Annotated in this window: 19 protein-coding genes; 13 read left to right on the forward strand and 6 right to left on the reverse strand. The window is 72.4% G+C overall.

Annotation, left to right across the window (positions count from 1 at the left end; translation table 11 throughout):
- Window positions 1–76 precede the first annotated feature (76 nt).
- Window positions 77–2,530, forward strand: a complete 2,454-nt coding sequence (locus ACI791_RS13220) for a RelA/SpoT family protein (protein ID WP_456586452.1) — start codon at window positions 77–79, stop codon at window positions 2,528–2,530.
- Between the two features lie 55 nt (window positions 2,531–2,585).
- Here ACI791_RS13220 and ACI791_RS13225 read toward each other — a convergent pair whose 3' ends face one another.
- The gene (locus ACI791_RS13225) at window positions 2,586–3,437 is read right to left on the reverse strand and encodes a peptidylprolyl isomerase (protein ID WP_456586453.1); all 852 of its coding nucleotides are present in this window, start codon (window positions 3,435–3,437) and stop codon (window positions 2,586–2,588) included.
- A gap of 159 nt (window positions 3,438–3,596) precedes the next feature.
- On the opposite strand from ACI791_RS13225, the gene ACI791_RS13230 reads away from it, so the two are divergent.
- The 5 genes from ACI791_RS13230 to ACI791_RS13250 are packed head-to-tail and all read left to right on the forward strand — an operon-like array spanning window position 3,597 to window position 9,503.
- Window positions 3,597–4,280, forward strand: a complete 684-nt coding sequence (locus ACI791_RS13230) for an MBL fold metallo-hydrolase (RefSeq protein ID WP_456586454.1) — start codon at window positions 3,597–3,599, stop codon at window positions 4,278–4,280.
- Window positions 4,277–5,539, forward strand: coding sequence for a histidine--tRNA ligase (hisS, locus tag ACI791_RS13235; protein ID WP_456586455.1), 1,263 nt, complete (start codon window positions 4,277–4,279; stop codon window positions 5,537–5,539). Before ACI791_RS13230 ends, hisS begins: the two co-directional genes overlap by 4 nt.
- 2 nt (window positions 5,540–5,541) lie before the next feature.
- Window positions 5,542–6,525 (forward strand): aldo/keto reductase, encoded by a 984-nt coding sequence (locus ACI791_RS13240; RefSeq protein ID WP_456586456.1) that lies wholly within the window; start codon window positions 5,542–5,544, stop codon window positions 6,523–6,525.
- Window positions 6,526–6,578: 53 nt separating this feature from the next.
- Window positions 6,579–8,354, forward strand: coding sequence for an aspartate--tRNA ligase (gene aspS, locus ACI791_RS13245; protein WP_456586457.1), 1,776 nt, complete (start codon window positions 6,579–6,581; stop codon window positions 8,352–8,354).
- Window positions 8,355–8,411: 57 nt separating this feature from the next.
- The gene (locus tag ACI791_RS13250; protein ID WP_456586458.1) at window positions 8,412–9,503 is read left to right on the forward strand and encodes a pyridoxal-phosphate-dependent aminotransferase family protein; all 1,092 of its coding nucleotides are present in this window, start codon (window positions 8,412–8,414) and stop codon (window positions 9,501–9,503) included.
- Between the two features lie 825 nt (window positions 9,504–10,328).
- Here ACI791_RS13250 and ACI791_RS13255 read toward each other — a convergent pair.
- On the reverse strand, window positions 10,329–10,511 hold the full coding sequence (locus ACI791_RS13255; protein WP_456586459.1) for a hypothetical protein: 183 nt from the start codon (window positions 10,509–10,511) through the stop codon (window positions 10,329–10,331).
- A gap of 617 nt (window positions 10,512–11,128) precedes the next feature.
- Between ACI791_RS13255 and ACI791_RS13260 the strand changes: the two genes are divergently transcribed.
- Entirely contained in the window at window positions 11,129–12,568 is a 1,440-nt protein-coding gene (locus tag ACI791_RS13260) for an aldehyde dehydrogenase family protein (RefSeq protein ID WP_456586460.1), read from the forward strand.
- A 242-nt stretch (window positions 12,569–12,810) separates the two neighbouring features.
- Window positions 12,811–14,148 (forward strand): NAD-dependent succinate-semialdehyde dehydrogenase, encoded by a 1,338-nt coding sequence (locus ACI791_RS13265; RefSeq protein ID WP_456586461.1) that lies wholly within the window; start codon window positions 12,811–12,813, stop codon window positions 14,146–14,148.
- Window positions 14,149–14,230: 82 nt separating this feature from the next.
- On the opposite strand, the gene ACI791_RS13270 is transcribed toward ACI791_RS13265, so the two are convergent.
- From ACI791_RS13270 to ACI791_RS13280, 3 genes are read right to left on the reverse strand one after another with little or no spacing between them, the layout of a single operon-like run.
- Window positions 14,231–14,551, reverse strand: coding sequence for a hypothetical protein (locus ACI791_RS13270; RefSeq protein ID WP_456586462.1), 321 nt, complete (start codon window positions 14,549–14,551; stop codon window positions 14,231–14,233).
- Window positions 14,538–16,115, reverse strand: a complete 1,578-nt coding sequence (locus tag ACI791_RS13275; RefSeq protein WP_456586463.1) for an FAD-binding oxidoreductase — start codon at window positions 16,113–16,115, stop codon at window positions 14,538–14,540. Before ACI791_RS13275 ends, ACI791_RS13270 begins: the two co-directional genes overlap by 14 nt.
- Window positions 16,116–16,117: 2 nt before the next feature.
- A complete protein-coding gene (locus ACI791_RS13280) occupies window positions 16,118–17,638 on the reverse strand; it encodes a (Fe-S)-binding protein (RefSeq protein ID WP_456586464.1) in 1,521 nt (506 codons plus the stop codon).
- Between the two features lie 128 nt (window positions 17,639–17,766).
- Here ACI791_RS13280 and ACI791_RS13285 point away from each other — a divergent pair, with 128 nt between their 5' ends.
- From ACI791_RS13285 to ACI791_RS13300, 4 genes are all read left to right on the forward strand, one after another.
- The gene (locus tag ACI791_RS13285) at window positions 17,767–18,546 is read left to right on the forward strand and encodes a FadR/GntR family transcriptional regulator (protein WP_456586465.1); all 780 of its coding nucleotides are present in this window, start codon (window positions 17,767–17,769) and stop codon (window positions 18,544–18,546) included.
- Window positions 18,543–19,262, forward strand: coding sequence for a cache domain-containing protein (locus ACI791_RS13290; protein ID WP_456586466.1), 720 nt, complete (start codon window positions 18,543–18,545; stop codon window positions 19,260–19,262). Before ACI791_RS13285 ends, ACI791_RS13290 begins: the two co-directional genes overlap by 4 nt.
- A gap of 147 nt (window positions 19,263–19,409) precedes the next feature.
- The gene (locus tag ACI791_RS13295) at window positions 19,410–20,945 is read left to right on the forward strand and encodes an APC family permease (RefSeq protein ID WP_456586467.1); all 1,536 of its coding nucleotides are present in this window, start codon (window positions 19,410–19,412) and stop codon (window positions 20,943–20,945) included.
- Window positions 20,942–21,988 (forward strand): LLM class flavin-dependent oxidoreductase, encoded by a 1,047-nt coding sequence (locus ACI791_RS13300; RefSeq protein WP_456586468.1) that lies wholly within the window; start codon window positions 20,942–20,944, stop codon window positions 21,986–21,988. The genes ACI791_RS13295 and ACI791_RS13300 overlap by 4 nt, the downstream gene beginning before the upstream one ends.
- Before the next feature lie 61 nt (window positions 21,989–22,049).
- Here the strand turns inward: ACI791_RS13300 and ACI791_RS13305 are convergent, their stop codons facing one another.
- Window positions 22,050–23,567, reverse strand: a complete 1,518-nt coding sequence (locus ACI791_RS13305; RefSeq protein WP_456586469.1) for a PucR family transcriptional regulator ligand-binding domain-containing protein — start codon at window positions 23,565–23,567, stop codon at window positions 22,050–22,052.
- 139 nt (window positions 23,568–23,706) lie between these two features.
- On the opposite strand from ACI791_RS13305, the gene gabT reads away from it, so the two are divergent.
- Window positions 23,707–25,065 carry a 4-aminobutyrate--2-oxoglutarate transaminase gene (gene gabT, locus ACI791_RS13310; RefSeq protein ID WP_456586470.1) on the forward strand — a complete coding sequence of 453 codons (1,359 nt, stop codon included), beginning with the start codon at window positions 23,707–23,709 and terminating at the stop codon, window positions 25,063–25,065.
- Window positions 25,066–25,296 lie beyond the last annotated feature (231 nt).

A 25,296-nucleotide genomic window follows, 5' to 3' on the forward strand; every position in this document is an offset into this window, starting at 1 on the left:
TCGTCGGCGCGGCGTCCACGGGCAGGGTCCCGCTAGCATGGGAAAGGTCCCCCCTCTGCCAGCCGCAGGAGTCGCCGTGGCTTCCGAAGTAGCCGCCGACACGGCTGCCGCGCGGCCCGGTGCCGCCGCCGGCGCGCAGGCGACCGGGCCCGGCCCGGCGGGGGATGCGCCGGTCCGGAGCCCGTTGCCCGAGCGACCCGTGGTGCGCCGCCCCGACGACGTGGGCCCCGAGCCCCTCGACCCCGAGTCGGGCGCCCCCCGGCGCCGGGTCCGCGACCGGCTGGCCCGGCGCATCGTCGCGGGGCAGCGCAGCGGCCTGGTCCGGCCGGTGCTCGAGCCGCTGGCTGCCCTGCACCGGCAGAGCCACCCGAAGGCCGACCTGGCGCTGCTGCAGCGGGCCTATGACGTCGCCGAGGCGGCGCACTCGTCGCAGAAGCGCAAGAGCGGCGATCCGTACATCACCCACCCGCTGGCCGTCGCCACCATCCTCGCCGGGCTCGGGATGGACACCACCACCCTGATCGCGGCGCTGCTGCACGACACCGTCGAGGACACCGGCGTCACCCTGGAGACGATCACCACCGACTTCGGGTCGGAGGTGGCCCACCTCGTCGACGGCGTGACCAAGATCGACAAGGTGAAGCTGGGCGACGCCGCCCAGGCCGAGACGATCCGGAAGATGATCGTCGCGATGTCCCGCGACCCGCGGGTGCTGGTCATCAAGCTCGCCGACCGGCTGCACAACATGCGCACGCTGCGCTTCCTCCCGCCGGAGAAGCAGGAGAAAAAGGCGCGCGAGACGCTGGAAATTCTCGCCCCGCTGGCCCACCGGCTGGGCATGAACACGATCAAGTGGGAGCTCGAGGACCTCGCGTTCGCCACGCTCTACCCCAAGCGCTACGACGAAATCGTGCGGCTGGTGGCCGAGCGGGCGCCGTCCCGGGACACCTACCTGGCCGAGGTCACCACGACGGTCAACGAGCAGCTCAAGGCGGCCAAGATCGATGCCGTCGTCACCGGCCGGCCCAAGCACTACTACTCGATCTACCAGAAGATGATCGTCCGCGGCCGCGACTTCACCGACATCTGGGACCTCGTCGGGATCCGCATCCTCGTCGACTCGGTGCGGGACTGCTACGCCGCGCTGGGCATCATGCACGCCCACTGGCAGCCGGTGCCGGGCCGCTTCAAGGACTTCGTGGCGATGCCGAAGTTCAACATGTACCAGTCGCTGCACACCACGGTCATCGGGCCGCAGGGCAAGCCGGTCGAGCTGCAGATCCGCACGCACGACATGCACCGCACCGCCGAGTACGGCATCGCCGCGCACTGGAAGTACAAGGAGAAGGCCCGCGCCGGGGGCAAGCCGAGCGCCGGGGAGTTCGGCGCCCCGCCGAAGGCCGGCTCGCCCGACGACATGCTGTGGCTGCGCCAGCTGCTGGACTGGCAGCGCGAGGCCCAGGAGCCCGGCGAGTTCCTCGAGACGCTGCGCTACGACCTCGGTCCGCAGGAGGTCTTCGTCTTCACGCCGAAGGGCGACGTCGTCAGCCTGCCCGGCGAGGCGACGCCGGTCGACTTCGCCTTCGCCGTGCACACCGAGGTCGGCTACCGCTGCATCGGGGCGCGGGTCAACGGCTCGCTGGTCTCGCTGGACAGCAAGCTGAGCAACGGCGACGTCGTCGAGATCTTCACCTCCCGGTCGCCGAACGCAGGCCCGTCGAAGGACTGGCTGTCGTTCGTCGGCTCGTCCCGGGCGCGCACCAAGATCCGCCAGTGGTTCACGAAGGAGCGCCGCGAGGACGCCGTCGACGCGGGGAAGGAGGCGCTCACCCGCGCGATGCGCAAGGCGGGCCTGCCGCTGCAGCGACTCCTCGGTGGCGAGGCCCTGTCGACCCTGGCCAAGGACCTGCGCTATGCCGACGTCACCGCGCTGTTCGCGGCGGTGGGGGAGAACCAGCTCTCGGCCGCCTCGGTGGTCGAGAAGCTGATGGCGGCCCTGGGCGGCAGCGAGGGCGCGGCCGAGGACATCGCCGAGACCGCGATCCCGACCCGCCGCCCGGTCGCGCGCCGTCCGGCCGGCGGGGACCCCGGGATCGTCGTCCACGGCATGACCGACGTCTGGGCCAAGCTCGCCAAGTGCTGCACCCCGGTGCCGGGCGACGACGTGCTGGGGTTCGTCACCCGCGGCGGCGGCGTGAGCGTGCACCGCACCGACTGCACCAACGCGGGGGACCTGCGGAGCAAGCCTGAACGTCTGGTCGAGGTCGAGTGGGCCTCGTCGCCGGGGGCGGTGTTCCTGGTGGCCATCCAGGTCGAGGCCCTCGACCGGCACCGGCTGCTCTCCGACGTCACCAAGGCCCTGGCCGACGAACGGGTCAACATCCTGTCGGCCTCGGTGCAGACCAGCCACGACCGTGTCGCCATCAGCCGGTTCACCTTCGAGCTCGCCGACCCCGCGCACCTGGGCGCGGTGCTGCAGACGGTGCGCAACGTGGAGGGCGTCTTCGACGTCGAGCGCGTCACCGCCTGAGGCCCCGTCCGGAGGCTCGTCCCGAGCCCGCGAGGGATGAGGGGGACGGGGTCCTTCACCCGACGACGGCCATGTCCTCGATGGTCACGGAGATGTTCGGCGCGCCGTCGCCGGGGCCCTCGGCGCCCTGGACGCCGCCGGCGGCGACCTGGTCGAGGACCGCGAGTCCCGCCTCGTCGATCGTGCCGACGACGGTGTACTCCGGCGGCAGCTCGGTGTCGACGAAGGTCAGGAAGAACTGGCCACCGGTGCTGTTGGGCGCCGCGGTCTTGGCCATGGCGACGGTCCCCCGGGGATAGGTGGTCTCCGGGGTGACCTCCTCGGCGTACTTGTAGCTCGGGCCGCCCGCCCCGGTGCCGGTGGGGTCGCCGCACTGGAGGACGCCGAAGGTCTCCGCGTTGACCAGCCGGTGGCAGGAGGTGTCGTCGTAGAAGCCCTGCTCGGTGAGGTACACGAAGCTGGCCGCGGCGCAGGGGGCCTTCGCCCGGTCGAGGGTGAGGGTGAGGTCTCCCTGGCTGGTCCCCATCAGGAGCGTGGCGGTGCCCTGGGTGGGGGTGGCCTCGGGGTCCGGCGGGGTGCCCACGTCGGTGAGGTTGGTGTTCCCCGACTCGTCCGGCAGGTACTCGCAGGTGACGGTGCCGTCGGCGTTGGTGGTCCGCGCGGCCGCCGAGCTGGTCGCGGCCGGGGTCGTCGGCGTGGTCGTGCCGGCCGCCTGGTCGTCGGTGTCGTCGTCGCCGCCGAACGCGCCGGTGATCAGCAGCGCCGCGCCGGCCACGACGACCAGGGCGAGCGCGGTGAGGAGGACGCCCAGGTTGCGGCGGCGCTTCTTCACCTGCTCGGCGCGGCGCTCCAGCTGACGCTGCAGGTGGCGCTGCGCGGCTTCGCGACGCTGCTTGTTCGTGGGCACGGGTGCGGACTCCTCGGGCGGACGGGGGCGCGGTGGGCGGCCTCGACGGCGGTGCGGACGGGCGGCTGCGGCGTTGGTCGGGGTGCGAGTCTAGGTGGCGGACCTGGGCGATCCCTGGCAGCGCCGGAACCCGCGGGTGGCCCCGCGTAACCTGCACGGGTGCTCATCCGCTCGTTCCCCGCCGGTGCGTTCGGCACCAACTGCTACGCGGTCGCCTCCGGGCCGGGGCAGGAGTGCGTCGTCGTCGACCCGGGCATGGACGCCGTCGAGCCCCTGGCCCGGATGCTCGCCGAGGACGGCCTCAAGCCGGTCGCGGTCGTGCTGACCCACGGCCACCTGGACCACACCTTCTCGGTGCTGCCGGTGTGCGACGGCTACGACATCCCGGCCTACCTGCACCCCGGCGACCACGGCATGCTCAGCGACCCGGCGCGCTGGCACGGGCCCGCGCTGGCCCCGCTGATCACCGGGGTGCGGCTGCCCGACCCGTCGGACGTCCGCACGCTCGACGACGGTGCGGTGCTCTCGCTGGCCGGGGTCGACCTCACCGTCCGGCACGCCCCCGGCCACACCCAGGGCTCCGTCGTCTTCGAGCTGGACCTGGGAGAGGCGCCCGGGTTGCTTGCCGGCGACGTGCTGTTCGCCGGCTCGGTGGGCCGGGTCGACCTGCCCGGCGGCTCCTGGGACGCGATGCTCCGGTCCCTGCAGGACGTCGTGCTGCCGCTGGCCGACGAGACGGTGGTGCTGCCCGGTCACGGCCCGGCGACCACGATCGGCCGCGAGCGGGCCAGCAACCCGTACCTGGCCGAGGCGGCTTCCGCGCCGAAGGGGCGCGGGCTGTGAGCGGGCTGACCGCCCCGAAGGGCGCGTTCGACACGCTTCCGCCGGAGTCGGCGCGGTTCCTCGCCGTCCGCGATGCGCTGACCGCACCGCTGCGGCGGGCCGGCTACGGCTACGTCGAGACGCCGGTGTTCGAGGAGACCGCCGTCTTCTCCCGCGGCGTCGGGGAGTCCACCGATGTCGTGACCAAGGAGATGTACACGTTCGAGGACCGGGGCGGCCGGTCGCTGACCCTGCGCCCCGAGCTCACCGCCGGGCTGATGCGGGCCTTCATCGAGCACCGGCTGCACGCCGGCGCGCTGCCGGCGAAGCTCTGGACGGTCGGCTCGGCCTTCCGCTACGAGCGGCCGCAGGCCGGGCGGTACCGTCACTTCACCCAGGTGGACATGGAGGCGCTCGGCGTCGACGACCCCGCGCTGGACGCCGAGGCGGTGGCGCTCGGCGTCCAGGGCTTCCGCGACCTGGGGCTGACCGACTTCGAGTTGCTCCTGACCTCGCTCGGTGACGCCACCTGCCGGCCGCAGTACCGCGAGCTGCTCGTCGCCTACCTGGACAAGCTGGACCTCGACGAGGAGACGCGGCGGCGGGCGGCGATCAACCCGCTGCGGGTGCTCGACGACAAGCGGCCGGAGGTCCAGGCGCAGCTCGACGACGCCCCACTGATGGTCGACCACCTCTCGGACTCCACCCGAGCCCACTACGACGCCGTCCGTCAGCACCTCACCGACCTGGGCGTGAGCTGGACGGAGGCACCCAAGCTGGTGCGCGGTCTGGACTACTACACGAAGACGACGTTCGAGTTCGTGCACAACGGGCTGGGCGCGCAGTCGGCCATCGGCGGCGGGGGGCGCTACGACGGGTTGTCCGCGGCGCTGGGCGGCCCCGACGTCTCGGGTATCGGCTACGCCGTCGGGGTCGACCGCACGCTGCTCGCCGTCCAGGCCGAGGGCCTCGACGTCGGGGCGGTGGCGGGCGTGCAGGCGTTCGTCGTCCCGCTCGGGACGGAGGCCAAGCGGCTGGCGGTCCGGCTGGTCGGTCAGCTCCGGCAGGCGGGGATCGCCGCCGACACCGTCTACGGCGACCGCGGGCTCAAGGGCGCGATGAAGGCGGCCGACCGCTCCGGCGCCTCGCACGTCGTCGTCATCGGGGAGCGCGACCTGGCCGAGGGCGTGGGCCAGCTGAAGGACATGGGCACCGGCGAGCAGCGAGCCGTCCCGGTGGAGGAGCTGCTGGAGACGGTGCGTGCGAGTGTGGAGGGATGAGCATGGAACAGCGACCACTCGGCCGGACCGGGGCAGACGTCAGCGTGATCGGCCTCGGCACGTGGCAGCTCGGTGGTGACTGGGGGGAGGTCGACGAGGACACCGCCGGTGCGGTCCTCGATGCCGCGCTCGACGCCGGCGTGACCCTGCTGGACACCGCCGACGTCTACGGCGACGGCCGTTCGGAGGAGCGCATCCGCAAGGCGCTGGCGCCGCGCGCCGACCGGCCGTTCGTGGCGACCAAGGCCGGCCGGCGCGCGGATCCGTTCACCGCCGAGCAGTACACCCCGGAGAACCTGCGGGCCTGGGTCGACCGGTCCCGCCGCAACCTCGGTGTCGACACCCTCGACCTCGTGCAGCTGCACTGCCCGCCGACCGCCGTCTACTCCGACCAGCGGGTGTACGACACCCTCGACGGGTTCGTCGCCGACGGGTCCGTCGCCGCGTACGGCGTCTCCGTGGAGACCGTGGCGGAGGGGCTGACGGCCCTGGAGCACGAGGGGGTCCAGACGATCCAGGTCATCCTCAACATCTTCCGGCGGAAGCCGCTGGACGAGCTGCTCCCCGCTGCGCAGCGCGCCGGCGTCGGGATCCTCGCCCGCGTGCCGCTGGCCAGCGGGCTGCTCACGGGCAAGTACGACGAGTCGACGACGTTCCCGGCCGACGACCACCGGAACTTCAACCGCAACGGCGAGGCCTTCGACGTCGGCGAGACGTTCGCCGGGGTGCCCTTCGAGGTCGGCGTCGAGGCCGCCCGGGAGGTCGCCGCGATCGCCGGCGACGCCGTGCCGACGGCCGCCTTCGCCTTGCGCTGGGTCATCGACCAGCCCGGCGTCACCACCGTCATCCCGGGGGCGCGCAACGTCACCCAGGTCCGCGGCAACGCCGCGGCGGCCACGATGGCGCCGTTGTCGGACGCCCAGCTCTCCGACCTCGAGCGGCTGTACGACGAGCGTATCCGCGCCCACGTGCACGACCGCTGGTGAGCCACTCCTCCCTCCCTGCACCATCTCCCGCCACCCACCCGAAGGAATACCCCGTGCTCCGCACCCACGACGCCGGAACGCTGCGCACGTCCGACGCCGGCACCACCGTCACCCTCGCCGGCTGGGTCGCCCGCCGGCGCGACCACGGCGGGGTGGTCTTCCTCGACCTGCGCGACGCCTCCGGCTACGTGCAGGTCGTCGTCCGCGAGGAGGAGGCGCACTCCCTGCGCAACGAGTACTGCGTGCTCGTGACAGGGGAGGTGCGCCGCCGCCCGGAGGGCAACGAGAACCCGGAGCTGCCGACCGGCGAGATCGAGGTCGCGACCACCGAGTTGCGGGTGCTGTCGGCCGCGGCGCCGCTGCCCTTCCCGATCGAGACCGACCAGGCGGCCTCTGACGACGTCCGCTACCGGTACCGCTACCTCGACCTGCGCCGGCAGGGGCCGGCCAAGGCCATCCGGCTGCGGTCGGAGATCAGCCGGGTGGCCCGTGACGTCATGGCGCGGCACGGGTTCGTCGAGGTGGAGACGCCGAACCTGACCCGCTCGACGCCGGAGGGCGCCCGCGACTTCCTGGTGCCGGTGCGGCTGCAGCAGGGCAAGTGGTACGCGCTGCCGCAGTCGCCGCAGCTGTTCAAGCAGCTGCTGATGATCGGCGGCCTGGAGCGGTACTACCAGATCGCCCGCTGCTTCCGGGACGAGGACTTCCGCGCCGACCGGCAGCCGGAGTTCACCCAGCTCGACTTCGAGATGAGCTTCGTCGAGCGCGACGACGTGCTCGCCGTCGCCGAGGACGTCGTCCGCTCGCTGTGGCGGGAGCTGGCCTCCTACGAGGTGCCGGAGATCCCGCGGATGACCTATCGCGAGGCGATGGACCGGTTCGGGTCCGACAAGCCCGACCTGCGCTTCGGCGTCGAGCTCACCGAGCTGACCGCCTACTTCGCCGACACCCCGTTCCGCGTCTTCCAGGCGCCCTACGTGGGCGCCGTCGTCATGCCGGGCGGTGGCTCGCAGCCGCGCCGGGCGTTCGACGCGTGGCAGGACTGGGCGAAGTCGCGGGGCTACCGCGGGCTGGCCTACGTGACGATCGCCGAGGACGGCACCCTCGGCGGGCCGGTGGCGAAGAACATCTCCGACGCAGAGCGCGCCGGCCTGGTCGAGGCCGTCGGGGCGAAGCCCGGTGACTGCGTCTTCTTCGCCGCCGGGGCCCGGCGCTCGGCGCAAGAGCTGCTGGGCGCCGCCCGCAACGAGATCGCCAAGCGGCTGGACCTCATCGAGCCGGGTACCTGGTCGTTCCTCTTCGTCGTGGACTTCCCGATGTTCGAGGAGACCGAGGACGGCAACTGGACCTTCATGCACCATCCGTTCACCTCGCCCACGCCCGAGTGGCGCGACCGGTTCGCCGAGGACAAGGGCGCGGCGCTGTCGGATGCCTACGACCTGGTGGTCAACGGCAACGAGCTGATGAGCGGCTCGGTGCGTATCCACGACGCCGCGCTGCAGGAGAAGGTCTTCCAGACGCTCGGCATGTCGCGCGAGGAGGCGCGGGAGCGCTTCGGCTTCTTCCTCGAGGCGTTCGCCTACGGCCCGCCGCCGCACGCTGGGGCCGCCATCGGCTGGGACCGCACCTGCGCCCTGCTGTCCGGGGTGGAGTCCATCCGCGAGGTCATCGCCTTCCCCAAGACCGGCGCCGGCTACGACCCGCTGACCGGTGCGCCGACGCCGATCACCGACGCGCAGCGCACGGAGGCGGGCATCGACGCGAAGCCGGAGGAGCCCGCGCTTCCCGGGGAGCCAGGGGCTCCGGGCCCGTCCGATCCGACGAAGTAGCTGACCCCGCCAACGGCCCTGCGGCGGTCCGCCGGACGCACCGGTAGCGTCCGGGGCATGCCGCTGCGTGCCCGCACCCTGCTCGGTCCCGGCCCGTCCAACCCCTACCCGGAGGCCCAGGTGGCCCTGGCCCAGCCGCTGCTGGGCCACCTGGACCCGGTCTTCCTGCAGGTGCTGGACGAGACCTCCGACCGGCTGCGGCAGATCTTCGGCACGGCCAACCGGCGCACGCTCCCGCTCTCGGCCACCGGGTCGGCCGGCATGGAGGCGGCCTTCGTCAACACCGCGGGGCCCGGGGACGTCGTCGTCGTCGCGGTGAACGGGCTGTTCGGGCAGCGGATGGTCGACGTCGCCGGCCGCTGCGGGGCCGAGGTGATCGCCGTGGAGCACGAGTGGGGACAGCCGGTCGACGCCGAGCGGGTGCTGGCCGCGCACCCGTCGCCCAAGCTCATCGCCGCGGTGCACGCCGAGACCTCCACCGGGGTGCTGTCGGACATGGCGCCGCTGGCCGCCGGGAAGGGCGACGCGCTGCTGCTCGCCGACTGCGTCACCTCGCTCGGCGGCATCCCGGTCTCGCTCGACGAGTGGGGCGTGGACCTCGCGTACTCGGGATCGCAGAAGTGCCTCGGCGTCGCACCGGGGCTCGCGCCGTTCACCATCTCCGACCGGGCCTGGGAGCGGCGGATCGAGAAGCCGCAGAGCTGGTACCTCGACCTGGGCATGCTCGGCGGGTATGCGGGCGAGGCCGCCGGCACCGGCGGGCGCACCTACCACCACACCGCGCCGACCGGGATGGTGGTGTCGCTGCACGCCGGGCTCGGCCGGATCCTCGAGGAGGGGCTCGACGCCGTCCACACCCGGCACGCCGAGGCGGGCCGGCTGCTGCACGAGGGGCTGGCCGAACTCGGCTTGGAGCTGTTCGCCGCCGAGGGGCACCGGCTCCCGGAGCTGACGACCGTGAAGGTTCCCGAGGGCGTCGACTCGGCGGCGGTGCGCAACGAGCTGCTGGAGCGGTACGACCTGGAGATCGGCGGGGGAGTGGGCGCCTACGCCTCGACCGTGTGGCGCATCGGCCTCATGGGCCCGAACGCCTCACCCGCCAAGGCGGCGCTTGTGCTGTCGGCGCTGGGCGAGGTCCTCGGCCGCTGACGGCTGGTTGGCCGGTCTGCGCTCGGCCGGCTCGCCCGCGCCGGGCGACGCCGGGCCGTGACGGGCGCCGGGCCACCGCGCGGACGCCCCTTGGATCGCCGCTGTCGTCGTCGCTCATCGTCGGCCGGTCCCCGGTCCAGTCGGTGATCGACGCACAGGCGCGAGCGGCCCGGGCGCGGAGCCCGGCGCGGCGCCATTCGTCCGGCAGGACGCACCGCGTACGACCTTGCCGCCGCACCGCTCGCGACCGACGTCACGGTCGGGGTGACGCGGCGGTAGGGCGCCGACCTGCTCAGCCTGCCGCGCACGTGGTGGCCCCCCGGCGACGGTGCGCACCAGTCGGGCCTCGAGCAGCGATTCGACGCCCTCGGTGAACGGTCGCGATGATGACGGCGAAGTCCGCGAGGTGCCCTGGGGAGAGCAGGCCGCCGTCGTGTTCCGCGGGCAGGATCACGCGGCGTTGTATGTGCTGTGGTGGAGGGCGTGGGCGAGTGGCAGCCCGAAACAGGGGATGTTCGGCGGGAGCGACGGGTCGTGTGCCGTCCGACGGATCGTCGCGACGTACAGGTTGGGCAGCCGCGAGTGCGGAGCCGTGGGCGCATCGCTGCCGAACCCCAACCGGGCGCCTGCGTCGGAGAACTCCGGCCACGTGGACCCCGCTCGACGCGGTGGTCACCGAGCATCGCGCGCCAGTCGTCCTGCACAGCAGCGTCGGTATGGATCGGCTGCATGGAGACGGTGATCCCGAGTCGTCCCAACCGCAGTACGTCGGCCGGGTCGACGTACTCCGGGTGCTCGATGCGGTGACCCGGAGACGCGGGCCGTTCACCTCGTCGCGTGCTCCAGGGCGTCGAGGGTGTTCCGGACGGCCTGGTCCCCCATGGCGTGCACGGCGATCTGCAGACCTGCGGCGTCGGCTGCCGCGACAGCAGGCGCCAGCGTCTCCAGGTCCCAGCTATAGCCGGGCAGCGCACCGTTCGAGTAGGGCGTGTCAGCGCGGCAGTGCAACTGTCGACCCCCCGTCCACCACGAACTCAACCCCCGTCTTCCGCAGCCAGGGGGGCGGTGCTTCTGGACCAGCCGCGCTGCGGTCTCGACCTGCGCCAGGTGGGCCGCGTGTCGCCGGCGCGCCCCATGACCAGTGGCCGACGATCCGGACCGGCAGCGCGCCGGCGCGGTGCGCCCAGTTCGTGGCGGCCAGACCGAGCTCGTCCACCGTCATGTCCACCACGCCGGTGATTCCCCCCGTGGCGGCGTACGCCGTGAGGGCGGCGGTCAGGTGCCGGTCACGATCGGCGTCGGTGCGCCGCGCAGCGAGGAACGGCCACACGACGTCCTGCGTCGCCGTCTCGTCGATGTGACCAGTGGCCGCGCCGGTGCGGGGATCCCGCGGCGATGGTGCCGCCGACAGCATCCGATGTGTCACGGGTGATACCGAGCCTCCACCAGGCCTGGCTGCTCACCCAGACGGAGTGGTAGTCGTCGACGTCGAGGTCCACGTGACGGACCGACTACCTGAGGATCTGCCGATAAGGAGCCCGTGGGCGACCACTGTGTACAGATTGGCGGGTTCCCGGGCCGTGGCCGTCCCGGGCAGGCTGCGGGGCGCACCCCGAGGAGGACGCATGACCACGACCACGCCGTACTGGATCGCCGGCCGACCGGCCACCGGCACCGAGGTGCTGGAGGTGCGCTCGCCCTTCGACGGCGCGGTCGCCGGCCGGACGACGAACGCGACCGCCGAGGACGTCGAGGCGGCTGTCTCGGCCGCCCACGAGGCCGGACCCGTCTGCGCCGCCACCCCGGCGCACGTGCGCGCCGCCGCCCTCGACCACGTCTCCCACCGGCTGGCCGAGCGCACCGAGGAGATCGCGGCCCTGATCACGGCCGAGTCGGGCAAGCCGCTCAAGTGGTCGCGCCTGGAGGTCGCCCGCGCCGTCTCGACGTTCCGGTGGGGGGCCGAGGAGGCCCGCCGGTGGTCGGGCACGTTGCAGCGCCTCGACACCGATCCCGCCGCGAGCGGGCGGATGGCGCTGGTGCGCCGTGCGCCCCGCGGCCCTGTCCTCGGGATCGCGCCGTTCAACTTTCCGTTGAACCTGGTCGCCCACAAAGTAGCGCCCGCCATCGCGGTCGGCAGTCCGATCGTGCTCAAACCCGCGCCGGCGACGCCGCTGACCGCTCTCCTGCTCGGTGAGGTCCTGGCCGAGACTGAGTTGCCGGCCGGGTCGTGGTCGGTGCTGCCCGTGCCCAACGAGGTGGCCGCCGAGCTTGTGCGCGACCCGCGCCTGCCCGTCGTCTCCTTCACCGGATCGGTGCCGGTGGGTTGGTCCATCCGCGAGTCCGCTCCGCGCAAGCACGTCACCCTTGAGCTCGGTGGCAACGCGGCAGCCGTCGTCGCCCCCGACCAGGACGACGCGGCGTTGGACTGGGCCGCCACCCGGATCGCCACCTTCGCGATGTACCAGGCCGGGCAGTCGTGCATCTCGGTGCAGCGGGTGCTCGCCCATCGCGACGTCGCCGGCGCGCTGGCCGACCGGGTGGTCGAGGCGGTGGGCAAGTTGATCACCGGTGACCCGACCGACGACGCCACTGACGTCGGCCCCCTGATCGACGAGGCGGCCGCCCGCCGGGTGGAGAGCTGGGTCGCCGATGCAGTAGCCGCCGGCGCCCGCGTGCTCATCGGTGGCACGCGGGACGGCGCGTCCTACGCGCCCACCGTGCTCACCGACGTCCCGGCCGACGCCAAGGTCTCCTGCGAGGAGGTCTTCGGCCCGGTCGTCGTCCTGGACACCGTCGACTCCGTCGACGAGGCATTCGACCGGGTCAACGACAGCCGGTTCGGGCTGCAGGCCGGAGTCTTCACCCGCGACCTGCAGCTGGCCTTCCGGGCGGCCCAGGTGCTCGAGGTCGGGGGAGTGGTGGTCGGTGACGTGCCGAGCTTCCGCGCCGACCAGATGCCCTACGGCGGGGTCAAGGACTCCGGGACCGGCCGCGAGGGAGTGCACGCGGCGATGGAGGACCTCACCGAGGAGCGCGTGCTCGTGCTCACCGGCATCGCGGTCTGACCCACGCACTCCCCGGCCGCCTCTGACATCTCGGGGTGGCCGGGACGGACCGAGGCCCCGGTCCGATCGGACCGGGGCCTCGTCCCAACGAGCCCCAGCACCCGCTGCCGGCCTGATGGCCGGCCGTGACGTGCGTGGTCCGGGCACCCGGTACGACTGGCGTGCCACCACGGGAGTCAGGTACCGGCAGACTCGACCCCGACAGACCTGAACCATCCAGCGAAGCAATGGAGAGGAACACCATGGAGTACGCAGTCCTGGACCCGCGCACAGGGCAGACCGTCTCGACCTTCCCTGTGGCTACCGACGAGGAGATCACCCAGGCCGTGGCGGCCTCCGCGGCAGCGCATCGCAGCTGGGGGCGGACGACGCCGGCCGAGCGGGCAGCGGTCGTGCGGAGGGTAGGGGAGCTGCACCTGGAGCGGGCCGACGAGCTGGCCCGGATCATCGAGCGGGAGATGGGCAAGCCGCACGAGGAGGGTGTGGGCGAGGTGGAGTACGCCGCCTCGATCTACCAGTACTACGCCGACAACGCCGAGACGTTCCTCGCCGACGAGCCGATCGAGGTCACCTCGGGCGAGGGCACCGCGCTGATCCGGCGTGCCTCCATCGGCACAGTTCTGGGCATCATGCCCTGGAACTTCCCCTACTACCAGGTGGCCCGCTTCGCCGCCCCCAATCTGGTGACCGGGAACACCGTGCTGCTCAAGCACGCACCGCAGTGCCCCGAGTCGGCGGCCGCCATACAGCAGATCTTCCTCGACGCCGGAGCGCCCGAGGGTGTCTACGTCAACATCTACGCCAGCAACGAGCAGGTCGAGACGATCATCGCGGCGCCGAGCGTGCGCGGTGTCTCGCTGACCGGGTCGGAGCGAGCGGGCGAGGCCGTGGCATCCCTCGCCGGTCGCCACCTGAAGAAGGTAGTGCTCGAGCTCGGCGGATCCGACCCGTTCATCGTGCTCAGCACCGACGACATGGAGGCGACGGCGGAAGCCGCCGTCGCGGCGCGGATGGAGAACACCGGCCAGGCCTGCAACGCGGCGAAGCGAATCATCATCCTCGACGAGCTGTACGACGACTTCGTGGCGGTCTTTCGGGAAAAGCTGCTGGCGGCGGGTCCGGCGGCTCCGCTGTCCTCCCCCCGGGCCGCGGCGAGCCTTGCCGAGCAGGTGGACCGGGCGGTGGCCCAGGGTGCTCGGCTGGTGGCTACCGGCGAGCGCAACGGCGCCTACTTCCCTGCAGGGGTCCTCACCGACGTGCGTCCGGACAACGACGTCTACCGCGAGGAGCTGTTCGGTCCGGTGGCCCAGGTCTACCGGGTCAGCGACGAGGAGCAGGCGGTCGAGCTGGCCAACGACACCCCGTACGGACTCGGGTCGTACGTCTTCACGACGGACCCGGAGCAGGCGATGCGCGTCGCCGACGCGCTCGACACCGGCATGGTCTTCATCAACGGGGTCGGCGCCGAAGGCCCGGAGCTGCCCTTCGGGGGGACGAAGCGCTCGGGCTTCGGCCGCGAGCTGGGCCGGCTCGGGATGGACGAGTTCGTCAACAAGAAGCTCATCCGCACGGTGGGCTGACGCCTGGGCGGGAACCCCACCCGACACGTCGAGGCCCCGGTCCGCCCGGACCGGGGCCTCGACGCGATCGGCCAGGACCGCTCTACAGCGGCGGCGGGGTGCGGACTTCCTCGCGCTCGATCTCGGCGAGGATCTCCGACCCGGTGACCACCTTCTCGGCGAAGTGCCGGTGCATCCACGCGAGGTGGTCGTGCCGGCTGCGCATGATCCGCAACGTGTCCCAGTTGGGGAAGACCTGCTGGAGGACGTGGACCTCCATCAGCCGCGGGTCGACCTCGAAAACGTGCTCGAAGGTCGTCTGTGCCACCTCGCTGGCCCGGATCGGCTCCGGCGGGGTGTGCTGCTCGGCGAAGCGGTACGGCGCGGTCGCCGAGGGGCCCGCGGGCTGGTCATCGGTTCTCATCGGTCGTGTCCTCCCCGTAGGCCCGGTCCAGCAGGTACTTGCCGGGGTTCATGATGTTGTTCGGGTCGATCGCCCGCTTTACGTCCAGCATCACGTCGAAGCCGCGGCCGAGCTCGTCGGGGACGAGGTCGACCTCGCCCTCGCGGCAGGAGCCGTGGCAGGCGCTCATCGAGCTGCCGTGTGCCAGCGCGACGGCGCCGATGTCGCGCTTGGCCTTGACCCACGCCGCCCAGGCCGCGTCGTCGAGGCGCTGCTCCCAGATGCCGACGTCGATTTCGGTGAGGTAGTCGACCCCGGTATTGGCCGAGGTGTAGGCGAACATGCCCCAGTCGTCGAAGACGTCGGTCTTGCGGCGCAGGTCGGCCAGGATTTCGTGCCAGGCCCGGCTGACGGCGGGGATGTTGGAGAAGTTGACCGCCGCATCCTCGCAGTGCCAGGACATCGGGATGACCTGGCCGTCCTTGGTCCGCCCGTGCAGGGGAGTGGCGTACCGGTCGTGGCGCGCCGCCCAGTCGCCCTCGGATATTTCGTCCCCGAGGTAGCGGGCGCCGTGCTCCTTGGCGATGCGGAATAGCCGCTTGCCGCCGGCGCGTACCTCGTCCTCGTAGCCGTACATCACCGAGCAGACGAGCGCCCGCACGTCGGCCGGCTGGGGGATGTAGGCCTCGTCGTCGCGTCGCAGGTAGGCGACCTTGTGCTCGTCGAAGAGGACGGCGCCGGCGAAGGTGGCCACCCCCGCCCGGGCCAGCGCACCCGTGCAGGCGTGCGCGTCGTCGTAGTTGTCGAACGCCCAGAACGGCGAGAGCTCCGCCTCGGGCTTGGGGAAGAGCTTCAGCGTCGCCTTCGTCGCGATGCCGAGGGTGCCCTGGTGGCCCATGAACAGGTGCTTGAGCTGGTAGCCGCTGGAGGACTTGCTGATCTTGCGGCCGATGCCGTCGCCGACGTGCATCACGTCGCCGGTGGGCAGCACGTGATCGAAGCTCAGCACGAGGTCCCGGGTGTGGCCGTAGCGGGACCCGATGAGCGACCAGCCGCTCGTGCCGATCCGCCCGCCCACCAGCGAGCACGGGTAGGACGCCGGGTCGTCGGGGTAGAACAGCCCGTGCTGGGCCAGTCGCTCGTTGAGCTTCATCATGCTGATGCCGGTGCCGACCGTGACGGTCCGGTTCACCAGGTCCAGCTCGTGGATCTGATTCATCTTCTTGACGTCGACGACGATGCCGCGCCGGTGAGGGACGGCACCGTCGGTGAGGCCGGTGCCGCCGTCGCGTGGGACGACGGGGATCCGCATCTCGTTGGCGATCTTCACCACCGCAGCCACCTGCTCGGTGGAGGCGGGCATGACGACGACGTCGGGCACGCGCTCGGCCCACCGGTGCACCGGGAACGGTGCGGGCACGCGGGCGCGGTTGTAGCGGTCGGTCTTGGCCAGCAGGATCTGGTCGTCGGCGAGGATCGGGCGCAGGGCCCGCACCAGCGCGGCCAGGCGGTCGTCGCTCAGGGGTTCGGTGGTGAACGGCGTGGTGCCGATCGCGTCGGTGCTGGTCGGTTCGGTCATGGTCATGGTCAGTGCCCTCCACATCCGCAGCCGCCGGAACCGTTCCCGCCGCCTCCGCCGCAGCCGCCGCCGCTGCCACATCCGCCGCCGCCGCAGCCGCCGCGGCTGCTGCCGTGGGCCCGCCGTGCGCGGCCGGGGACGCCGGTGCGCTCCCGGGCCAGCCGGCGGTCACCGACGTCCCCGCGCGAGCCGCCGACGGTGATGCCGAGCGACTGGGCGAACAGCTCGTGCAGGTCGACGACGTCGATGTCCTCGGCGTCGCCCGCCTCCGACAGTGGCCGCTCCGACCACGGGCAGGCGCTGACGAGGGTGTCGACGTCGAGCTCCGCGGCCCGTTCGAGCCGCATGGCGCTGATCTTGGCGGTGAGCTCGGGCTTCTCGATCGGGAGACCGCCGCCGCCGCCCGAGCAGTAGGACCACTGGGTCACCCGGTCGACGTCCTCGAACCGCAGGCCGGGGATCGCGCGCAGCAGCTCCCGGGGCTCGGCCCAGATGCCCTTGCGCTTGTTGAGCCGGCACGGGTCGTGGTAGGTGATCGCCCGGTCGACGGGCACGGAGGGGGTCAGCTTCCCCTCACGCAGGAGCTGGGCCAGCACCTCGATGACGAGGACGACCTCGATGTCGAACTCCTCGCCGAAGTACTTCGGGTAGTCCTCGGTGAAGCTGATGTAGTCGTGGGGGTCGAGCACGAGGATCCGCTTGGTGCCGGTGGCCCGCCAGTTGTCCAGATTGTGCCGGGCGAAGCGCTGCGCCTGCTCTGCGTAGCCCATCTCGGCCGCCGGCCCGCCGCAGCACCACTGCTCGCCCATGAGGCCGAACTCGTAACCGCCCATCTGCAGCATCTGGGCCACCGCGCGCGGCACCGCGGTGCGGTAGAACGCGGCCTCGCAGTCGACGAAGAGGATGGTCTCGCCGCCGATCGGGATGTCCAGACCCTCGGCCCAGTCGCGGACCTTCTCCTGGTTGACCGGCGTCTCGCCGAGCACCGGCTCGTGGGTGCGCAGGTCGGTGCGCTCGTTCCACAGCTGCCAGTTCGGCTGGTGCACCCCGCTCTCCACGGCGAGGGAGCGCACCGCCTTGACGACGTCGACCGTGCGGGTGCGGAACCGGTAGAAGTCGCCGGTGAACAGCGTGTTGGGACACCGCAGCTCGCAGGCCCCGCACTGGGTGCAGTTGACGTAGTCGGCGGCGATGTCGGCGATCTCGAGCTCACCGCGCTCCATGGCCACCACGTTGGCGTGGAAGGCGGTGGGCGTCCAGGACTCGTTGCGCTCGACCTGGGTCACGGGGCAGACCTCGCGGCAGAACTTGTGACCGGAGGAGAAGCAGTTGTACGACGTGTTCCGCCACTGCTCCACGAACGCGGCGGTCTTGGGGTCCTGGACCGGCGCGGGTACTGGGCCGGCGAGCGTCTCGGGGTAGTCGGCGAGCTCCGGCGCGTTGGACGGGGCGCCGGGGGTGAAAGGCTCGGAGAGGGCATCGACCGGAGGGGTCGGCCCGGTCGCCCGTTCGGGCTGGACCTGTGTCACTTGGTGCTCCTCGTCACAGCATGGATAAGGCTGCGTTAGCGTAAACAAGAAAACCTCTGGAATCAACGGTTAACTTGCCGCGGCGGCGGTGCGACACTTTGTTCTCGTCCCGGTCGAGGAGGACCTGCGTGCAGCTGCTCAGCGGTGACGCCCGGCGGGCCGTCTTCGCCCCGCTCGACGACGGCGCGCTGCGCAGCGAGGCCGTGGTCCGGCGGATGGGCAGCGCGATCGCGCTGGGCCTCCTCGGCGACGGCGAGCAGCTGCCGGCGGAGGCCGACCTGGCCACGATGCTCAACGTCTCGACCATGACCCTGCGGGAGGCGCTGGCGGAACTGCGCAAGCTGGGTCTCGTGGCCACCCGCCGGGGCCGTGGGGGCGGCAGCTTCGTGCAGGCACGCGACGACGTCCTCGCCGAGCTGGCCGAGGCGCGGCTGTCGGAGCTCGGAACGACCGACCTGCGCGAGCTGGGCGACATGCACGCCGCGGTGGCCTCGGCTGCCGCCCGCCTGGCGGCATCCCGGGCATCGCGCACGGAGGTCACGCGCCTGCGCGACATCGTCGACCGGCTGGCGGAGGCCCCCTCCGTGACGGGGCAGCGCCGTGCCGAGGGGCGCTATTACATCGAGCTGGCCGCCTGCGCGCAGTCGGTCCGGCTCACCATGCAGGAGATGGACCTGCATCTCGAGCTGGGCCAGCTGCCCTGGCCGCCGGCGAGCGCACCCGAGCTGCTCGGCACCATCGTCGCCGCCCACCGGGCCACCGTCGACGCGATCGAGGGCCGGGACCCGGCGCGCGCCCGGATGCTGACCGAACGGCACATCGAGACGCGCACGCTGTGGTCGGTCGAGCTGCTGCTCCGGTCCGTGGATGCCGGCGCGGCCGCCCTCGACCGACGGGAGGTGTCGTGATCCGCCCGGCCGGGAACGAGGCGGCGCGGGTGGGCGCCGCTGTGTCCGACACCATCGAGCGAGTCTTCGCCACCGTGGGCGCCGTACGCAGCGCGGCTGTGCGCGCGTCCGCCCGCCGCGGGTTCGCGACGGGGGAGCCCGTGCTCGGGCATGAGATCCCGGACCTGCTGTTCGAGCCCGGCCAGCTCGCCGTGGGCCTCGGACTGGTGGTCGCTCCCCGGCCCGAGCGTGAGCTGCCGCTGCGGCTGGAGTGGTGGCAGCTCGACCCGGACGGCCAACGGCTCGGAACGCTCGAGCCCGACCTCCGGCCGACGAGCCTGGGGTACTACGACTACACCGCGAGCGCGTGGTACGACGTCCCGCGCCGGACCGGTCGCCGGCACGTCGTCGGCCCGTACGTCGACGTCCACGGCACCGGCCGATACCTGCTCACGCTGACCGAGCCGGTGGTGGTCGACGGCGAGTTCGCCGGTGTGGCGGGGGCGGACGTCCCCGCGCGTCGCTTCGAGGCCCACCTGCTGACGGCGCTCGGCCGACCACCGGCACCCTTCGTGCTGGTCAACGACGAGGATCGGGTCGTGCTGTCCACGGCTCCGCGCCGGCTCGTCGGGGAGTTGCTGCTCCCGGAGCGGCCGGCGCCCGGCCCGGTCGTGGCGATCGCGTCCACCCCCTGGCGCCTGGTGGTCGTCGAGGACGACGGCGTCGCGGCTCACTGATCTGCGTCGTCGGCCGAGCAACCGGAGCGAGACGAGAACGCAACCTTGGCGGTCTTGTCGTCTGACCTCTGCCTCTATAGGTTTTCTCGCAACTGTGGCCCGGTGCACATCCGTGCCGCCGGCCATCCCCACTGCCGAGGAGACATCGTGACGCCACCCGGAGCACACGCCGGTCCGACCGACGACGACGCCCAGCTAGCCGCCCTCGGGTACTCCGGCGAGTTCGAGCGCAGCATGGGCCTGTGGGCGAACATGGCCCTCGGGTTCACGTACCTGTCGCCACTGGTCGGCGTGTACTCGCTGTTCGCCTACAGCCTCTCCGTGGGAGGTCCGCCGGCCATCTGGTGGATCGTCATCGTGGGGATCGGCCAGCTGCTGGTCTCGATGGTCTTCGGGGAGGTCGTGTCGCAGTACCCGCTGGCCGGGGGCATCTACCCCTGGACCCGCCGTCTGTGGAACCGGCGCTACGCCTGGATCGTCTCGTGGATCTACATCTGGGCAGTCATCGTGACCATCACGGCGGTGGCCGAGTTCGGCGGTGGGTTCGTCGCTGCCCTCTTCAACCTGGAGGCCACCCCGGGCATCATCCTGGGCACTGCGGTCGCCCTGCTCCTGGTGGCCTTCGCCGTCAACTACAGCGGTACCCGGACGCTCGCCCGCATCGCCCAGCTCGGCCTCGCCGCTGAGCTGGTCGGCGTCATCGCGCTGGGCCTGTTCCTGCTGATCTTCCGTCGCGAGCAGCCGTTCTCGGTCTTCTTCGACTCGATGGGTGCCGGTGGCGGGGACGGGTACCTCGGCGTCTTCCTGGCCGCGTCGCTGTCCGGACTCTTCCTCTTCTACGGGTTCGAGGCCTGTGGTGACGTGGCTGAAGAGGTGGCCGACCCGGTGCGGCAGGTTCCGCGCGCCATGATCCTCACCATCCTCGTCGGAGGGGTCTCGGGCTTCCTGTCCTACGCCGGCTACGTGCTGGCCGCACCGGATCTGCAGGCGATCGTCAACGGCGAGAACGCCGACCCGATCCCGGCGATCCTCGAGAGCTCGCTGGGCACCACGGGATCCAAGGCCTTCCTCATCGTCATCGTCATCGCGTTCCTGTCCTGCGTGCTCTCGCTGCAGGCCGCGGGGAGCCGGCTGCTCTACGCCTTCGCCCGTGACCGCATGCTGCCGGCCAGTGGCTGGCTGGCCCACGTTTCCCCGCGGCACGCCGTTCCCACCAACGCCCTGCTGGTCGTGTGCCTGGTGCCCGTTCTCATCGCGCTGTTCGTGTACTTCCAGGAGGGCATCCTCGCCCGTGTCACCGCCTTCGCAGTGCTCGGCATCTACATCTCGTTCCAGGCCGTGGTGCTGGCCGCGCTGCGGCAGCGGCTCAAGGGCTGGCGTCCCGCGGGCCTGTGGAACCTCGGGAACGCCGGCCTGGTCGTCAACGTGCTGGCGCTTGCCTACGGCATCTTCGCCATCATCCTGCTGATCAAGCCCGCGCCCGGCACGGAAACGTTCCTGGACCGTTGGATCGTCGCCATCGGCCTGGTTGTCGTCGCCGGCACCGGGCTGCTCTACCTGGTCATCGCCCGCCCGGACCGGCATTCTGCCGACATCCCCGAGGGCGATGCCCGCGAGGTGGCCCACCAGCTGCAGCAGATCCGGCGCGACGCGCGCGTCGCCGCCGGGGAGGAGGCACGATGAAGTTCAGCTACGCGATGTTGCCCGACTACTCCCTCGAGGAGTCCCTGGCGGCCATCGAGCTGGCCGACCAGCTCGGCTTCTACGCCGTCTACGCCGCCGACGAGACCTGGCACAAGGATCTGTGGCTGCTCTTCGCCGCCGCCGCTGCGCGGACGTCCAGGATCCGCATGGGGCCCAGCGTCTCGCCGGTCACCCTGCGCGAGCCGACGCTGATCGCCCAGGCCGCGGCCACCCTGGACGAGCTGACCGGGGGCCGCGCCGAGGTGGTCCTCTCCAGCGGCAACTTCGGGCTGCTGGCCCAGTACAAGATGGACTGGACGAAGACCAAGCCGCTCTCCCGCGTCATCGAGGCGGTGGGTGTCGTCCGCACCTTCCTCGACGAGGGAGCGATCACCCGCGACGGCGAGTTCTTCTCCTACGACGGCCTGTTCACCTTTGCTCGCCCGGTCCAGGAGCGGCTGCCCGTGAAGATGGGCGCGATGCGTGGACCGCGCTCGTTCGAGGCGGCGGCCGAGCACTCCGATGGCTGCCACCACGCCCTCAGCTACACCCGCGAGGCCTACGACTACGCGGCCGAGCACCTGCGGATGGGGGCGGAGCGGGCCGGCAAGGACTGGACGACGCTGGACTTCGGGGCCTGGGTCGTCCTCGCGGTGGGCCGGGACTCCGCCGCTGCCAAGGACGCCGCCCGCAGCATGGTTGGCATCTACGCCTCCTCGATGCCCGCCGAGCAGCTGCAGCGCAACGGGGTGGACCCGGACGAGCTGAAGCCGATCATCGAGGCGATCGGGAGTGGCGACCTCGCCCGGGGCATCGAGCTGACCAGCCCGGAGCTCGCGGACAAGCTCTCCTTCGCAGGCACGCCCGAGGAGGTCACCGCCAAGATCAAGGAGATCGAGCCGTCCGGGGTCAACCACGTCGTGGCGGCGATCACCGACGCCTCGATCGTGAAGACCTTTACCGGGCGCGAGATCCCGGGGGTCGCGACGGTCGAGGAACAGCTCCGGCTGCTGCACGACGAGGTGATGCCCGCCTTCTCCTGAGGGCCGGCCGGCAGAGGGAGCCCGGTCCACCCCCGCCGGTGGGCCGGGCTCCGTCGCGTCCTCAGCGGGAGGGGCCGCCCGGCGGGTGCAGGGCCAGCCAGAGCTCGGCGCGGACACCGGGGGCGTCGAGATCGCGGCCGAGGAGTTCCTCGGCCCGCCGGATCCGCTTGCGCAGGGTGTGCCGGTGTACCCCGAGGCGGGCGGCGGCCGGTTCCCACTGACCGTTGGCAGCCAGCCAGACCCGCACGGACTCCACCAGGTCGCCGGGGCCGGCGCGGTCGGCGGCGACCAGCGACCCGAGCGTGGCCTCGGCGAACGCGGCCGTGGCCTCGGGATCGAGCAGGGCGGACAGGCCCCGCCCGGCGAGGTCGGCGAAGTCGGTGACCGGCTGTCCCGTCACCCGCCCGTGACCGGCCGCCTGCCGCGCCTGCCGCACACCGTCGGGGAGCCGGGCCCAGGGCACCGCGGGTGCGATCCCGAGGACGGCGCCGGGAACTCGCTCGGGCAGGACCGCGAGCTCTCCGGCCAGGGGTCCCTCGGCGGACACCAGGACGACGAGGGCATCGTCGAGCTCGGCCGGGAGCACTGGTTCGTGCAGGTGGGCGGCCGCGTCGGCGGTGACGTCCACGGCAGAGCCCCGCTGCTCCGCGCTGCCCAGCACGGCCAGGGCCTGTACGGGCTCGGCCGGCAGCCGCTCCCCCAGCGCCTCCGCCACCGGCCTGGCCGCAGCGGTCTGCCCCGCCAGGAGGAGTCGCAGCACCGCCGCCCGCAGGGCGGCGGTGCCGCTGTCGAGCGCGCGGGACTGCTCCAGCCGGAGTGTGAGCAGTAGAGCGGCCGCGTTGACCACCTGCCGGTCCGCCCCGGAGAACGGCCCCGCCCGCCCGACGGCCAGGAAGCCGCGGACGCGCGACCCCGTGCCCAGCGACTGGAGCAGCACCGTCTCGCCGGGCTGGGTCAGCGCCGCACCGGCCGGGGGCCGGGCTACACGCAGCCGGTCGACCGCCGCTGCCAGGTCGCCCGCGCGTGCCCGGGCGGATCTCGGCGTGGCCTCCAGCGGAGTCCCGGCGGCGTCCGTCAGCAGAACCCAGCCGCCGAGGTGCCGGGCGAGCCGGTCGATCACGGTGCCGGGGGCGCCGGGGGCGACGGCGGCGCGGGTCAGCTCTCGCTGCACCGTCGATGCCCGGGCGACAGCCGCGTACTCGTCGGCGGCCAGCGCGCTCGAGACCGCCCTCGACAGGGCGATGAACGGCGTCCGACGGGGCACCTCGAGGACCGCGAGCCCGTACTCGTCGGCCGCGGCCACCAGCCCGGCGGGCACCTCGGCGTGGCTGAGGCCGGTGCCGAGCCCGAGGCCGACCACGCCGGCCGCGGCGAGGCGGCGGACGTACTCACCGCTCGCCTCGGTCGTGAGGGCCAGTCCGGTGGTCAGCAGGAGCTCGCCGCCCTGGAGGAACGGCGTCGGGTCGGGGAGCTCGCTGACGTGCACCCAGGAGACGGCGCGGTCGGTCGGGGCACGACGGGTGTGCAGCGACAGTTCGAGGGACGCCGTGCCCAGCAGGGAGGAGACGGTGACCGGCACGGGCTGGCCTTTCGACGGACTGGACACCGGGACGCCCTCAGTGTGCCGATCCGGACAGTACCGGGAGGGACCTGCGCGCCCCATCCTGAGCGAGAGGACCTCCCCCGTCGGGGGAGGCCGGCCCCACGAGGAGACAGCGATGACCGACCTGCTCACCGGCCCCGCCACCGTCGCCCAGGAGCGCCGACTGGTCACCGAGGTGCCCGGTCCGCGCTCGCGCGAGCTCGCCGCTCGCCGGGCTGCCGCGGTCACCTCTGCCGTGGGCAGCGTCCTGCCGGTCTATGTCGACCGGGCCGCCGGTGGAGTCGTCGTCGACGTCGACGGCAACAGCTTCATCGACCTGGGGTCGGGCATCGCCGTCACCAACGTCGGCCACGCCGCGCCCGAGGTGGTGGCCGCCGTCCAGGCGCAGGCTGCCTCGTTCCTGCACACATGCTTCATGGTGGGGCCCTACGAGGGGTACGTCGCCGTCGCCGAGGAGCTCGACCGGCTCACCCCCGGCGACCACGAGAAGCGCTCGGCGCTCTTCAACTCCGGAGCCGAGGCCGTGGAGAACGCGATCAAGGTGGCCCGGGTGGCCACCGGCCGGTCGGCCGTCGTCGTCTTCGACCACGCCTACCACGGCCGCACGAACCTGACGATGGCGCTGACGGCGAAAAACATGCCGTACAAGCACGGCTTCGGGCCGTTCGCCGGTGAGGTTTACCGCGTGCCCATGTCCTACCCCTACCGCGACGAGCCGGGGCTGTCGGGCGAGCAGGCTGCTGCCCGCGCGTTCTCGCTGATCGATACGCAGGTCGGCGCGGAGAACGTCGCCGCCGTCCTGATCGAGCCGATCCAGGGCGAGGGTGGCTTCGTGGTGCCGGCGCCGGGCTTCCTGCCGGCCCTGGCCGCCTGGTGCCGAAGGTCGGGCGCGGTCTTCATCGCCGATGAGGTGCAAACCGGCTTCTGCCGCACCGGTGCGTGGTTCGCCGCCGAGCACGAGCAGGTCGTCCCCGACCTGATCACCACCGCCAAGGGGATCGCCGCTGGCATGCCGCTGGCCGGGCTCACCGGCCGCGCCGAGCTGATGGACGCAGTGCACACCGGCGGGCTGGGTGGCACCTACGGCGGTAACGCGGTGGCCTGCGCCGCGGCGCTGGCCAACATCCGACTCATGGAGGCCCGGGACCTGAACGGCGCCGCGCGCGCCATCGAGGCGATCATGCTCCCGAGGTTGCACGCGCTGCGGGAGCGTACCGGGGTTATCGGCGACGTCCGCGGTCGCGGCGCCATGCTGGCCGTGGAGGTCGTCAAGCCGGGCACCAACGAGCCCGACGCCGCGCTGACCTCCGCCATCTCGAAGGCCTGCCACGCCGAGGGCGTCATCACCCTGACGGCCGGCACCTTCGGCAACGTGCTGCGCTTCCTGCCGCCGCTGGTGATCGGCCAGGAGCTGCTCACCGAGGGGCTCGACGTCCTGGAGGCCGCCTTCGACGCCCACGCCCCGGCCCGGTGAGCGCCCCGGCCGCCGGGTACGGCCGGCTCACCCTGCGGCCCGACGGCCCCGCCGAAGGCGGCCGGGTGGGCGGTCTGGTCACCTGGCCGGCGGACCGGCCGCTGCTGGCCGACGTGGTACCCGTCTTCGACCGTCTGAGCGTGCGGGTGGCCGACGCCGTCGCCGTTTCCGGGGACGACGGGGCGCCGGCCACGCACCTGGAGCTGCTCCTCCCGCCCGAAGCGGCGGGTT

Source organism: Blastococcus sp. SYSU DS0973 (assembly GCF_054051055.1).